This window comes from Paraneptunicella aestuarii, assembly GCF_019900845.1.
Classification (GTDB): Bacteria; Pseudomonadota; Gammaproteobacteria; order Enterobacterales; family Alteromonadaceae; genus Paraneptunicella; species Paraneptunicella aestuarii.
Genome location: NZ_CP074570.1, coordinates 3,357,869 through 3,371,110, shown reverse-complemented (window position 1 = coordinate 3,371,110; position 13,242 = coordinate 3,357,869). Strand labels below are relative to the sequence as shown.

Here is a 13,242-nt window from a genome sequence, read left to right as displayed (position 1 = left end):
GGATGAATAAACAACACATTTTAGCCTTGCTGCTGTTATTCCTGGCTTTGCCCTCCATGGCCAGCAGTGGCGTCCGACTGAAAGAACTTGCGCGTATTGAGGGTGTTCAGGATAACCCTTTGATTGGCTATGGCCTGGTCGTTGGCTTATCCGGTTCTGGTGACTCAAGTAATAACAAAGCCACAATGCAGTCCCTCAGAAACACGTTACAGAGTTTCGCAGTGAATGTTGCTCAAGACGATATCCGTAGTCGCAATGTGGCTGCTGTTATGGTTACTGCCACGTTGCCCGCATTCGCCCAAGAGGGAGATAAACTGGAAGTGAATGTATCGTCGATTGGAGATGCGAAAAGCTTGCAAGGCGGAACCTTGTTACTGACACCGTTAAAAGCCGCTAATGATGAAATATATGCTTTGGCGCAAGGGCCTCTTTCTGTTGGCGGCTATCAATTTGACTACAACGGCAACAGTGTTCGTAAAAATCACCCAACTGTAGGTGTTGTGCCAAATGGTGCGAAAGTTGAAAAGGCCATTGAATACGATTTCAGTATTGATCATGGTCTGACATTGGTTCTTAACAAGCCAGATTTTACCACTGCCCAACGAATTATTGAGTCATTGCAACGCCATTTTCCTGCCGCAAAAGTGTATTCCAATCATCCTGCCAAAGTGCAAGTGAAATTTACCCAGGAGGCCGGATTATTGGGAGTGATGGCTGAAATTGAATCTCTGCAAGTGGAACCCGACAAGTACGCAAGAGTGGTTGTTAATGAGAGAAATGGCACAGTTGTAGCGGGTGCCGAAGTAAAAATTGATGATGTTGTTATTTCTCATGGTGCTCTTAAGTTAAACATCAAAACCACTTACAGCGCCTCTCAGCCCGCAGGATATTTTAGAGAAACACCGGATTCAATTGAATCAATGGTTATTGCCAATAGCGATATGTCTGTTGAAGAGACGTCCGGTGGAAATGTACGAACTTTTAATGGTGCCAGTATTGGAGAATTAGTTGAGGCATTAAAAGCCCTTAATCTCAGTACACGTGATCTTATTGCTGTGCTGCAAGCCATTGAAAAAGCTGGCGCATTGCACGCTGAACTCATTATTCAATAGGGAACGTGATGGACGAAGTAACTTTAAATCTGGCCAATTTCGCTCTAAACATGCACAGCATGAGGCAAATTGTCGCCGCAAGAAATATGGCAAATGTAGGTAATCACGAGAAGTTACAAGTGGACTTTTCGGAGATTCTGAACCGCATCGAGCAGATGCCTGAAGCAAAGCAAAGCGCTTATTTAAGTGAATTAAATGCATTGGGAACGGGGTTGGTGGATCAGTTGCAAACCAATACTGGTGACGCTGTTGATTTGCAGGAAGCCAATTCAGAATCGACCAAGGCCATGTTGGAGTATCAGGCATTGGTAGAAGTGATTAATCGAAAAATGGGATTGATGGGAACCGTATTGGGAGGAAATCGATAATGGCGGTGACAGAGGTTATGGCTATTGCTGAATTTGGTTTGCAATACCAGAAAATGCGCGTGGATGCAGCAACCTTCAATATTGCGCAAGCCAATACAGTGCAAACGGGAAAGGCGCCATTCGCATTACAAACCGTGGTCAATCAAACCTCGTTTAACGGTGAAGTGTTTGATAAAGACAATCTTCAATTGCAACAGCTGCAGGTGAGTGAGAAAAAGCAATATCGACCGGAACATCCCGCAGCAGATGTGCAAGGGTTTGTTCGTGTGGCTGACGTAGATATGGCTGCCCAAATGGTTGTACTGAGTGATGCGACCAGAGCTTATGAAGCCAATGTCAAAGCCTTTAATAATCAGATGAATATGACACTCAAAGCGCTGGAAATAGGGAAGTAATGATGAGTACAGGTATTGAATCAATCGCTGCGATTGCTCAAAGCACCGAAACAACGATTGCTGATATTGGTGACATTGGTGCAGGAAAAGCAATAGCCGAAAGTTCATTTGCTAATCTTGTCAGCGAAGGCGTGGCACAGGTTAATGACAGCCTAAAAGCATCGGAAGCTGTGCTTCATGCGCTATCGCTGGATAAGAATGTCAGTACACATGAAGTGATGCTGATTATGGAAAAAGCCAAAATGGAATTGAAACTGATGGTTGAGATCCGCAACAAGCTGCTGGAATCCTACCAGGAAATTATGCGAATGCAGGTGTAGTACGATGGTTGATGTCATTAATGAATTTAGTCCTGCCAAACGCACAATGTTCTTTGGTACGGTCATTATTTTGATTTGTGCTTTTATAGGCGTTGCAATCTGGTTGCTTTATCCGAAACAAAAGCCGCTATTCGAGCAATTGAATGAGCAAAGTGCTGCTCAGGCTATCGCCTATCTGGAAGAATCCAAGGTGCCGTATGAGTTAGTTGAAACGCCATCAGGCCATACAATTTCAGTGGCTGAAGAACAAGTTGAGCGTTTGAAAGTCACCATGAGAGCCGATTTGGGGTTGCCTCAAATTCAGGGATTGGAGCTGTTTGAAAATACCGATTACAGCATGACTGATTTTACTCAGGAAGTGACTTATAAACGGGCATTGCAAGGGGAACTGGCGCGTACTATTTCGTCAATGCCGGGGGTCGCTTCTGCCAGAGTTCACATCACATTTGCACCTAAACGTTTGTTTTCCAGCGCACAGGAACAAGCTAAATCTGCGGTGTATCTGGAACTGCTCCAGGATGTGAAGCTTGATGAAGCTCAAATTCAGGCTGTACAAGTGTTGGTTGCTAATGCCGTTGAAAGCCTGGAAGTGCAAAATGTGGCGGTGTTTGATGACAGTGGGATACTAATTAGCAACGTTAACGATTCCTCTACCAAGAGCATGAGTAAGCAGATTGCTGCCAAGCAGGAAATAGAGCAGCAATTGGTAGCAAAGGCTTACAAACTATTATCTCTGGCGATTTCACCTGAAAACATCGCGGTTTCTGTTGATGTGACACTGAACTTCGATCAACGCAAGCAATTGGTTCAAGACTATATTGCTAACGCAGAAGGCGAAGGTGCCATTGTTCGTAAGGTTGAATCTCAGCAAAATCAGGAGCACAACCCCACACGTAAAAGCAATGTTGAAAATACTCTGACTCGTGAGAGTGAAACTGAATATCAGCATGGTAAGCGTACGGAGGAGGTGGTTTTCTCAGCGGGTGAAATTAAAGTCATGAATGTTGCGGTTGCTTTGCGTGAAGATCTGCATAAGGACGAAGTGGCGACTATCAAAGATTTGCTTATCGCTGGATTGGGAGTGAATACTTATCGAGGTGATAACATTGCGGTTGCAGTGCTTAAAGACAGAACCGCGGTTTTATCGGTTAAAAATGAAGAGCCTCATTCTCCGGCTGTTCAACTTTCCCAGACAACAGACATTAAATCTGCCAATAGCAACCCGGAAAGTAATTCATGGGCAGGCTTAAGCTCTTGGTGGTTGTTGTTGCTTCTTGTTATTCCTGGCGTTTGGGTAATAACAAGGCAGCCTGCTTTAAGTCAGGACGAAAGAGAGAAGTTGCTGCTAGAAGCCCAGCAATGGTTAAGTCAGGATGAGGTCAAAAATGGCAATTAATACAGGGCTGTATGATCCAGAGAAAATGTTGTCTTTGAAGTTGGCTTGTCTGCCGTGGCGGGATCGTTTTTGGATTATGTCTCGTTTACCCAGTGAACAGCGAAAACGTTTGAAGAAGTCGGTCAAGTTTGTGAAATCACTGGGGCGACCTACGATTGAAGCATTATTGGCTGGAGCTATTGAAGCGCAACAGGCGAAAGAATGCTTGCTTGGGGACAAGCTATCTGAGGTTGCGGAGCCTCAAGCTTCTTATTCTCATATTCAATGTCCTGTACTCAAGTCTCAGGTGCAGAAGATCCACTGTCATGAAGTGACGGTGACTGATTCTGTGCGACGTATGTTAATGGAAATGTCGGAACATACGGTAAATACGGCACTTGCTGGAGATAAACATGCCAGTCATTAAGTCTGCTCCAGTTAAAGGTTCTCATCATTCTTTTGTGCCTTCATCGGAAGTTAGATTGACGCCAGTTCAGAAGCAACAGGCGATGCCTCATCAGAATCATAAGTGTATAGATTTGGATGCGTTGACGGCTGATGAGCGCTTGGAGCTTGGACGTGAGTATCTTGCTTCTTTGAATGAAGAGGCCAGGCGCGAGTTAATAGGGCAGACTTTTGAGAGTGATTTTGTAGAACTAAAAGATGCTGCGAGAAAAGAAGGCGAAGAAAAAGGTTTTCTGGAAGCAAGAAATTCTGCAGAAGAACAGTTTAATGAACAAATTCAAAATGTTCGTTCTGAATTAGAACAAACCATAAATGTATGGTTGAGTATGGTTGAGCAGGAAGAAAAGCAAGCCAACTGGTGTATTGAACAAGAAGAGACTTTCGTTTATTTGCTCACTAAAGCCTTATGCAAGTTATTACAAGTGAACTTATTTGATGAGCGATATATCAATGAACTGGTTAGGGATTTAGCCGCTCAATATGGAAAGTATCAGCCTAAAATCCTGTATTTACCGGAAGTTCAATTCGAGTCATTTACGGAAATCAAGGGGGATGCCGAACTGCCTTTTGAATTGAAATCAGATTCGAACCTGTCTGTTGGAAGTTATCGATTGGCGTTGCAGTCCGGCGATATCCAACGAGATTTGCAAGGATTATTCGAGCAGTTCATTCAAGAGTTAAAAAATTATTCAGTAGAAAATAATGCAACTGACAATGTTCCAGCAGAACACAGCGGAGGTGTTAGCTAATCATGTCTATGGCAGCTTTGTGTAGCGCGATTGAAAGCGTTATTGACAATATTCCCGAAACATCCCGCTGTGGTTATGTATTGCAATCTGTTGGTTTAACCATAGAAGCAACATTGCCCGGTGCTTTTATTGGTGAATTGTGTGAGCTGTCGGATCCAAACCGGGCTGAACAGGCGGTTTTAGCGGAAGTTGTAGGATTTCGAGATGACCGTATTTTACTCATGCCTTATCAATCTACGCTCGGTATTCATCACTCAACCCAAGTAAAAGGTACTGGCAGTTACGCAGGTATAAGTACCACGAACAAGCACCTCGGACATGTTCTGAATGGTTTCGGTGAGCCATTGGATAATCCGTCATTCAAACATAAGGCCAATCGAAAACCGGTGCGGCATAGCATTGTTAATCCTATGTCCAGGGAACCTATTTCTGAAGTGATGAGTACCGGAATTCGTGCCATTGACGGTTTGCTAACCATGGGAAAAGGCCAGCGTTTGGGTTTGTTGGCTGGCAGTGGAGTGGGCAAAAGTACGCTTTTGTCATCTATTTGTCAGCATTCAGAAGCCGATGTGAACGTTGTCGCTCTCATCGGTGAACGTGGGCGGGAAGTTGAAGAATTTGTTAATCATACTTTGGGGTCAGAAGGGCTAGCAAAATCGGTTGTTATTGCAGCTACAGCCCAGGAGTCTCCATTAATGAGAGTTCAGGCTGCCAGAGCAGCAATGGCGTACGCTGAACATTTTGCTCAACAGGGAAAAAATGTCTTTTTCATGGTCGACTCTATTACTCGCTATGCCATGGCATTAAGGGAGATTGGTTTGGCAGTAGGAGAGCCTCCAACAGTGAAAGGTTATACCCCGTCTGTTTTTACCGAGCTGCCTTATTACATTGAGCGTTGTGGCAATTTTCGAAATAGTGGCTCGATCACTGGATTGTTTTCTGTATTGGTTGAGTCAGATGATTTCACTGATCCTGTTGTGGATAGTGTCAGAGCCATATTGGATGGTCATATCGTTTTGTCCAGAGAATACGCAGAGCGTAATCATTACCCTGCTATTGATGTGTTGAAAAGCATCAGTCGAATTTATACCAAATTGAATAACGATGGGATTAAGCAGGTTGCTCGTTCATTACGTCAACGTATTTCTGACTATGAGCAAAACAGGGACATTCTTGAGCTGGGATTATTTGATAGTGAAGGTTCTGAGCAGAGAAAAACACTACTTGAAGCCTGGCAGCATATTAAGTCTTTTTTGGTTCAGGATACTGACAATGCTGATTCTTTGGAGTCTTGTCGTGAGCAGTTATTCAAGTTAGGAGAACTCATAGATGTTACCCGTAAAGACTAAATTGAATCGAATTAATCGGTTGAAAAAGCTGCAGCAGGTTCATGTTCAAAATGAACAGCAGAAACTACATGCTTCTATGCTTGAACGAGAACAAAAGCAGAACGTTTTTGAACAACAGCGGGCGCAATTAAGTCGAGTTGAAGAACAGGTTAACAAGTATTTTAGTGGCGACAACTTGTCTCCCGTTCTTATGGCTGGTGCTGGTGGCTTGGTGAATAGAGAACATACACAATGCCAACATGCGCAAGAGCAACTTAGGGAGGCTGAAGAGGTTATGGATATTGCTATTTCTGGTTACATAGATAGCAAAAAGAATCTTGGATGGTTAGAGGAGCGGAAAGAGGCTTATCAAAAGGAGTTTAATCTGGAAATAGATAAACGTGAATTGGAGCAGATCAGTCAGTTGCGTGGATATCGGGGGAGATAGTGATGAAAGTATTAGCGTCCTTACTTGCAAGTGAATTCAAGGGATTCGTGGATGGAAACCAGAAAATGGACCCGAAGCAATTTCAGGATTTGCTTGGTGACAAGTCACAAGAGAAACAAGCTTTTTCAAGTGAATCGTCTTTGAATAATGGACAGTTGCAAATGGCCGATCAGGCTTCGCATTGGCTTACCCCAACTCAAAGCTGGATTGACCATAGCCATCTACTGGCTTCTGGAAAGCAAGCTGGTGATATTGATTTATCCGTGAATACCCTGGGAGATGGAATTGGGGAAATTTCCAGCTATCACCTATTGTTAGCTAATGAGAAAAACGATACTGCCGTAAGCGGCCTTGGTGGCGCTATCAATTTAAATGTTTATGCAGTATCTGGCCTGTCATCAAATACAAATAGTTCTGAGAGTAGAGATTCCAAACTGCTACAACAACGCCTTTTGCCATTAGGTAGTTTGGGCAATGGCTATCTATCAATTATTTCCCACAGCGATCTATTGTCCAAACAGTCTGGCACTCGATTATATCTCAATTCAGTGGAGCAAATGAAAAATCAGGAATTTGTTGCCAAGACTGAAACCGTTCTGAATAAAGAGCAAAATTCATTACCAACTTTAATCTCAGAGGTAGTTAATAATGCCTTTGCCGTTAATGCTTCACAGAAACAGTTTTCTAATTCCACAGAAAGAGTCTGGGCTCATATCGAGTTAAATCCAATCCACAGTGAAATCGTTAAGCGTTTCTTTATGCAAACGCCAGGGAATGAAGGGAATACTTTTTGGTATAGGGATTATGAAATGAGTGAACTGGATAAGCAGACGCTAGCTACACGCTTGGTAAACAGTGAATTTGCCAATGAAAATAAAATCCAACGTTTGGTGATTAACGGCAGTTTAATTTGGAATGTTTTTGATAGGAATTCGGATAACGACCAGGGGAGATTCTCATGATTGATGCAATTGGAGGAACCGTTGTTGATAGCGGTCAGGAGTTGAGTAATAACGCGATAAATCAGGAGGATTTTATTCGATTATTTCTTGCGCAGCTAACCAACCAGGATCCTTTAGAGCCAGTAGATAACAGCCAGTTTCTTGCGCAGATGGCTCAGTTTACCAGTTTGGAACAGACCCGACTGATGAATGAAAGTTTATCCAACATGTTAACGATGGAATCTTCGGCTCAAGGTCTGCAATTACTTGGACAATCCGTGCAAGTTATCAACGGTAACAGCTTGTTTGATGGTTCAGTCGAAGGCATAAGTTTTAACAGCAGTGGCGTCCATTTGACGGTTAAAAATAGTAGTAATGAATTCCTGACGGATGTTGCACTTGCAGACGTCAGATTAGTACAAAAATAGCTTGCCTAGAAAGGAGAATTAATATGTTTCAGGCATTTTTTAATGGATTGGCAGGCATGCTGTCATTTTCCAGAAATCTGGACAATATCAGTGACAATATTGCAAATATGAATACCCCGGGATTTAAGGGGAAAGACACATTCTATCGAAGCTTAACCAGTGAAAATGGCGCTCTTGGCGCTCAAATTTCTGGTAATGGTTATCGCTTTGGTGATGGTGATATCAGACAAACGGGAAATGCTGGCGATTTAGCTATTTCTGGTGAGGGTTTTTTTGTCTTATTAAATGATGGAGAGGTTCAATACACTCGTGCTGGTCAATTTCAATTCAATGACGAAGGGATCTTGATTGATAGTAATTCCGGTGGGCAAGTTGCCGCAGTGAATGCAAAAGGTGAATTAGTACCTATTGATATTAGCTCTTATCGAGTTTTAGCGCCTACCCCTACAACCACGATTGATTTTGCGGGCAATTTGTCTACAGATATGACAAGCCATGATGTAGCCGGTATTACCGTATTTAACGGTTTGGGCGAGTCACTGGATTTAACCTTCAAGTTTACCAATAACTCAGCAGTTACTGCTGGAAGTTGGCTTGTTGATATCGAAGATGCTGATGGCAATGTTATTCATAGTGGTGAAATTCGTTTTGATGTAGATGGAACGCCATTAACGGATTTTAATACCTTGAGTTTCGATATTACTGATTTAAATGGTGGTACAGATACTATTAGCGTTAATTTTGGTGTCAATGGAAGCTTTGCTGACTCAACTTCTGTTTCTGGGGGAGCCTCTTCCACCATTCAGGGAACGGTTGTTGATGGCCATGCCATATCTAGTTTGACAAAAGTTTCATTCTCTTCAGATGGCACTATCAATCTTGAGTATGCCAATGGTGAAACCCTGGATGGGCCTAATATTGCACTTGCTACCTTTGCCGATCAAAGCAACCTTGAACAGGTTTCAGGTAGTGTTTTTAGAGCATTAGAGGGGAGTTCAAGAACGATTGGTCAACCCGGTGAAAAAGGTTTGGGAACCTTGGTTGCAGAAAGTATCGAACTTTCTAACGTCGATTTATCAAGAGAATTTGCTGACATGATCATTATTCAACGAGGCTACCAGGCTAGCTCTCGCATTCTTAATGTAGCTAATCAGCTGCTTGATCAGCTTTATGAAAATACCCGGAGCCGATAAGTCATGAGAAGGTTGGCGGTCATCAACCAGCAATCTAGAAAGCCAGTAGAGTTCTGGCTACATGAGCGCCTGAATCAGTGGATTCGCACATGGTTTGTCTCTGATGTTGCAGAAGCATCCCGTATTGAGGTGGTGTTTAACGATAAGTTGTTTGCTGTTCAGGAGTGTCTAAACGGCGATTGCTTATTTGAGCACACAGATAACCATTCTCAATTAGTGATAAGTAATGCCTTGCTTGTATTACCTCAATTAGCAATGGCTTCATTGGGATTCTCTATAGAGCAACCGGACGTTGACTGTTCGGAACCCGTATTGGAAATCTTAACGAATAAGCTGATTGAAGACTTGTTATTACAGTTAGGACTGAAAGGTTTCCAAAGAGCAGAACAACAAGGTATTCATTGTTCTTATGGGGTTACGGTTTGTATGAACATAGCAGGATGCGAAATTAAGGTTCTAATGAGTGTTGATGTTTTCAAATTAGCTGGCGTTTATGAGCAGCCTGAATATCAAGCCACTTTGATATCAAGGCAGGAAGCAACGAAAAAACGACAGGTTAGTTTTGAGGCTAAGCTGCATGGAGCGAGACTTACACTTGATGAGTTACTTAATTTGAAATCAGGGGATGTCGTTACTTTAAATCATCCATTGGATCAGTCGGTATTGTTGAAAACGGAAGATTCGGCAATTCAGCTAAATGCTTTTTTAGTTAAACGTGAGGGCAGCAAGGCATTGCTGTTTAGTGAGTAAAATGACAGTTGATACAAATGTTAAACACATCGAACTAGCTGAAGTGATCTCCCAACCTTCAGATGAAGTGCTTCTATCACAAAGGGATTTTCAGTTAGTTAAATCTGTACCTGTGAATGTGGAAGTTAGTTTGGGAGGTAGCACTATTACTCTGGAGAAATTGTTTTCTCTGAAAGCTGGTGAAGTGCTCAGTTTGGATAAGCAAATTGATGAACCGATTAACTTGATTGTTGATGGAAATGTTATTGCCACAGGCAATCTGGTGGCTGTGAATGGGCAATTTGGCGTTGAAATTACGGAAGTATCGGAATAGTTGGAAATGCAAGATCTGGGCTTTAAAGCACAAAGCAGTGTGGATTTCTCACAATTTGCTGTGCTCATTATTGTTCTACTGATATTGGTCGGATTGTCTTTGTTTCTAAGACATCGAGCAGCTAAAGGAAAGTCGGTATTAGGCAATTCCAGATGGAGTCAAAAGGCGAATAATCTGAGGTACAAGTCATACCAGATTGATAGAAATACCTCACTTCAGGAAATTGTTCGAGAAGATACTTTGTATGTGGTCTTAAAAACAGATTCTGGAGTTCTGTTGCTTGATAAGATCAAACAAGAAGCGGAAATGAGGCATTCTGATAACGGAATTTCAGAACAAAATGTTATTAACAGTCAAGGAAAGAAAGTTGATGAGTAGAGTTGTTCTGTTGTCGATTATGGCTTTTCTGGTTTTATTTCCAGAGGTGTCGTGGGCGCAAAGTGATGTGTTGCAAATTATAGAAAAAGCAACGGCCGATGAGACTCTGGCTCCAGAGCTGAGAGTATTACTGACGTTGACAGTGCTCTCCTTTGTACCTGCCGCTTTAATTGCTATGACGGCGTTTACTCGCATTGTGATCGTCTTGTCTTTGCTTCGCCAGGCACTGGGACTTATGCAAACGCCTCCGAATATCGTCATTATAACCTTGGCGTTTTTCCTAACCTGGTTTGCGATGCAGCCCGTTTTTTCGGAAGCTAAAGAACTTGCTTTAAAGCCATATCTGAGTGACGAAATTACGTTTGTGGAAGCTGTAGAAAAGGGATTTGAGCCATTTCGTAGTTTTATGATCCAGCAAACAAGAGAAGAGGATTTTGCCGCCGTGTTGAATATGGCCTCGGCTCAACCTCCGGCAGAAGCAAAAGATATCGAACTATCTCACTTAATCCCTGCATTTATGCTCAGTGAATTAAAGACTGCATTCCAAATCGCATTCGTAATATTCATTCCATTTCTACTAATAGATCTTATTGTTGCCAGCACGTTGATGGCTCTGGGTATGATAATGGTTCCTCCTATATCGATAGCGCTGCCGATTAAAATTATGCTTTTTATATTGGTTGATGGATGGAGCTTGGTTACTCAGTCTTTGATGGCAAGTATTATGACTTAGCTGGGTGAGGACATGGACTTTCTTCAAAACCAAAAAATGACCATAAATTGGGTCGGTCATATTGATGTATGGCCTGCCCGAGATTGTGATTGGGAAAATAGCAGGGCTCAATTATTTGAACGCTATCAAGAGTGGAGCAAAGCGATTGCCCGTAAAATCTATAGTCGCTCATTAGGAAAGGATTTGGAGCTTAAAGATATGGAACAATATGCGTCGATCGGACTGTTGGAAGCGATTGAGCGTTATGAGCCTTCTTTCGGAGTGCCGTTTAAATCATTTGCCAAGAAAAGAATTCGAGGAGAAGTGCTTAATCATTTGTATCGTTTCTCTGAAAGTGCGAACCAGTATCAGTGTAAAAAACAAATATTAGAAGAACGGTTGGAAAAACTTCAATTAGCCGATTCAAGTAAATCGCCAGCTGAAGCTATCATCGATAATATTGTCGAGCTTGCTGTTGGATTTTTGCTGGAGCATGACGATGCGCATAATTCCGAAATGGTATTAAATGGGCAAAGATATAACACTGTCGAGTTTGCTCACTTACACACCAGAATTTGGCATTACATGGATTGTTTGACCGACGTTGAAAGAGAAATTCTGGATATGCATTACCAAAAAATTAATAGTTTCTCTGATATTGCAATGCATTTGAACCTGACAGTTGGGAGAGTATCTCAGCTTCATAAACAAGCATTAAAAAAACTAAGACATAAACTTTCCTGGGTTTAATTTCTCACTTGGTTCTTTCAGCTTTCATTTATTCGATTTCTTTTTTATGACCTCTTTAAGTTGCTCTTCCGTCAAAGAACTATTGGCTAAAGTGTTATCTATTTTCTCCACTAATTCTGCAAATTGGGGTGAGCTGACAGCCTTTTCGCCCAGAATGTCACATAAGGTATGAAATACCATTTGGCGGCGGATTTTGGCTTCAGAGGACATATTTTTAAAATCTATTTTAGACATGACTCGTTCAGTCAGAGATTGCGAGGGCGGATCAGATTTTTGAGCTTCTTTAGCAGTTCCTTTGGCTTTGTTAGTTTTTCGAATTCGGCTAGCGGGGGTCGGTGGAGCTGGTTTAGAAATACGATCAACCATTTTGCTCTCCCTATAGATGTCTTGGTGTAGTTAAATAATTCACAGATGGTTTCTAATGTTTGTTTTGATAAATATCGAGCAAATGGCTTTGGTCTGATTCGTCTGTCTCTTCATTTGTTGCTAGTTGCATATCTGGCATTGTAGATAACTCATTTTCAATTCTTTCAGCGATCCCTCGCATATCGTCGTTCAGGTATAGATTCTCCTGATTTAATCTGATGCCTTCCTGTATAAATTCTAATGCTTGAGTAAGTTTCTTCTGGTTGTTTTCTGCCGTTAATACCAGGATTAAGCCTTTTGCAAATCGATTGAGATAAATAATGGCGTCTTCGGATAAACGTGTTAGCACTTCTATGGATGGCTCAATTTGTCCTAGAGTCGCTAGAAGTAGTCCTAATTGAAAGTTTGCTATGTGAAGTTGAGGATTAAGTTCCAGAGCTAAATTATACCGATTAATCGCTTCTTCATAGAGTTCTGACTGGGCAGAAATTGCTGCCGATATAAAATATAGCTGAGCGCTCTGTGGAAATTGAACTATCGCCTCTTCTGCCATTTGAGCTGCAACATCCAGCTTCCCTTGAGACAATGTGTCAGATATTTGAATAAATAATTGATTTTCTTCCATTAAATATGAATCCGTCTTGTATTTTTAACCAAGCTATTTAAGCCATATGAACTGTTGTGATTTTAGGTCAGAAAAAGGCGTGCAACAAGAAAGTATTTGCCTGGTTAATTTGTTAAAGGATTAAGTTTTAGTATGGCGATTAAATAAACTCTAATAAAACCAAAAGCATATAAATTAATTTGATTTTTAATTAAACACTTTCCGCTATATGAGGAGTAGTTTTCAA

At 41.8% G+C, this 13,242-nt stretch carries 19 protein-coding genes; 17 read left to right on the top strand and 2 right to left on the bottom strand.

Annotation, left to right across the window (positions count from 1 at the left end):
• The first annotated feature begins 2 nt into the window (after positions 1–2).
• From KIH87_RS12790 to KIH87_RS12710, 17 genes are read left to right on the top strand one after another with little or no spacing between them, the layout of a single operon-like run.
• Positions 3–1,112, top strand: a complete 1,110-nt coding sequence (locus tag KIH87_RS12790) for a flagellar basal body P-ring protein FlgI (protein ID WP_232358257.1) — start codon at positions 3–5, stop codon at positions 1,110–1,112.
• A gap of 8 nt (positions 1,113–1,120) precedes the next feature.
• Positions 1,121–1,480, top strand: coding sequence for a flagellar basal body rod protein FlgB (locus tag KIH87_RS12785; protein ID WP_232358256.1), 360 nt, complete (start codon positions 1,121–1,123; stop codon positions 1,478–1,480).
• Positions 1,480–1,875, top strand: a complete 396-nt coding sequence (locus tag KIH87_RS12780) for a flagellar basal body rod protein FlgC (RefSeq protein ID WP_232358255.1) — start codon at positions 1,480–1,482, stop codon at positions 1,873–1,875. The genes KIH87_RS12785 and KIH87_RS12780 overlap by 1 nt, the downstream gene beginning before the upstream one ends.
• Complete coding sequence (fliE, locus tag KIH87_RS12775; protein ID WP_232358254.1) at positions 1,875–2,195, top strand: flagellar hook-basal body complex protein FliE; 321 nt, start codon at positions 1,875–1,877, stop codon at positions 2,193–2,195. The genes KIH87_RS12780 and fliE overlap by 1 nt, the downstream gene beginning before the upstream one ends.
• Before the next feature lie 4 nt (positions 2,196–2,199).
• Positions 2,200–3,591, top strand: a complete 1,392-nt coding sequence (gene fliF / locus KIH87_RS12770) for a flagellar basal-body MS-ring/collar protein FliF (protein WP_232358253.1) — start codon at positions 2,200–2,202, stop codon at positions 3,589–3,591.
• Positions 3,581–3,997, top strand: coding sequence for a hypothetical protein (locus tag KIH87_RS12765; protein WP_232358252.1), 417 nt, complete (start codon positions 3,581–3,583; stop codon positions 3,995–3,997). Before fliF ends, KIH87_RS12765 begins: the two co-directional genes overlap by 11 nt.
• A complete protein-coding gene (locus KIH87_RS12760; protein WP_232358251.1) occupies positions 3,984–4,784 on the top strand; it encodes a FliH/SctL family protein in 801 nt (266 codons plus the stop codon). Before KIH87_RS12765 ends, KIH87_RS12760 begins: the two co-directional genes overlap by 14 nt.
• Before the next feature lie 2 nt (positions 4,785–4,786).
• Positions 4,787–6,133, top strand: a complete 1,347-nt coding sequence (locus tag KIH87_RS12755; protein WP_232358250.1) for a FliI/YscN family ATPase — start codon at positions 4,787–4,789, stop codon at positions 6,131–6,133.
• Positions 6,114–6,560, top strand: a complete 447-nt coding sequence (locus KIH87_RS12750) for a hypothetical protein (RefSeq protein ID WP_232358249.1) — start codon at positions 6,114–6,116, stop codon at positions 6,558–6,560. Before KIH87_RS12755 ends, KIH87_RS12750 begins: the two co-directional genes overlap by 20 nt.
• Before the next feature lie 2 nt (positions 6,561–6,562).
• Positions 6,563–7,522 carry a hypothetical protein gene (locus KIH87_RS12745; protein WP_232358248.1) on the top strand — a complete coding sequence of 320 codons (960 nt, stop codon included), beginning with the start codon at positions 6,563–6,565 and terminating at the stop codon, positions 7,520–7,522.
• Positions 7,519–7,929: a flagellar hook assembly protein FlgD gene (locus tag KIH87_RS12740; protein WP_232358247.1), complete on the top strand. Its 411-nt coding sequence runs from the start codon at positions 7,519–7,521 to the stop codon at positions 7,927–7,929. The genes KIH87_RS12745 and KIH87_RS12740 overlap by 4 nt, the downstream gene beginning before the upstream one ends.
• Positions 7,930–7,952: 23 nt before the next feature.
• Positions 7,953–9,122 carry a flagellar basal-body rod protein FlgF gene (flgF, locus tag KIH87_RS12735; RefSeq protein ID WP_232358246.1) on the top strand — a complete coding sequence of 390 codons (1,170 nt, stop codon included), beginning with the start codon at positions 7,953–7,955 and terminating at the stop codon, positions 9,120–9,122.
• Positions 9,123–9,125: 3 nt separating this feature from the next.
• Positions 9,126–9,872, top strand: a complete 747-nt coding sequence (locus KIH87_RS12730; RefSeq protein WP_232358245.1) for a FliM/FliN family flagellar motor C-terminal domain-containing protein — start codon at positions 9,126–9,128, stop codon at positions 9,870–9,872.
• Between the two features lies 1 nt (position 9,873).
• Positions 9,874–10,185: a FliM/FliN family flagellar motor switch protein gene (locus KIH87_RS12725; RefSeq protein ID WP_232358244.1), complete on the top strand. Its 312-nt coding sequence runs from the start codon at positions 9,874–9,876 to the stop codon at positions 10,183–10,185.
• On the top strand, positions 10,186–10,563 hold the full coding sequence (locus KIH87_RS12720; protein WP_232358243.1) for a hypothetical protein: 378 nt from the start codon (positions 10,186–10,188) through the stop codon (positions 10,561–10,563). It begins immediately after the preceding gene.
• The gene (gene fliP / locus KIH87_RS12715) at positions 10,556–11,296 is read left to right on the top strand and encodes a flagellar type III secretion system pore protein FliP (protein WP_232358242.1); all 741 of its coding nucleotides are present in this window, start codon (positions 10,556–10,558) and stop codon (positions 11,294–11,296) included. The genes KIH87_RS12720 and fliP overlap by 8 nt, the downstream gene beginning before the upstream one ends.
• 12 nt (positions 11,297–11,308) lie before the next feature.
• Entirely contained in the window at positions 11,309–12,025 is a 717-nt protein-coding gene (locus tag KIH87_RS12710; protein ID WP_232358241.1) for a sigma-70 family RNA polymerase sigma factor, read from the top strand.
• A gap of 24 nt (positions 12,026–12,049) precedes the next feature.
• Here KIH87_RS12710 and KIH87_RS12705 read toward each other — a convergent pair whose 3' ends face one another.
• Entirely contained in the window at positions 12,050–12,391 is a 342-nt protein-coding gene (locus tag KIH87_RS12705; protein ID WP_232358240.1) for a hypothetical protein, read from the bottom strand.
• A gap of 52 nt (positions 12,392–12,443) precedes the next feature.
• Complete coding sequence (locus KIH87_RS12700; RefSeq protein ID WP_232358239.1) at positions 12,444–13,016, bottom strand: tetratricopeptide repeat protein; 573 nt, start codon at positions 13,014–13,016, stop codon at positions 12,444–12,446.
• Positions 13,017–13,242 lie beyond the last annotated feature (226 nt).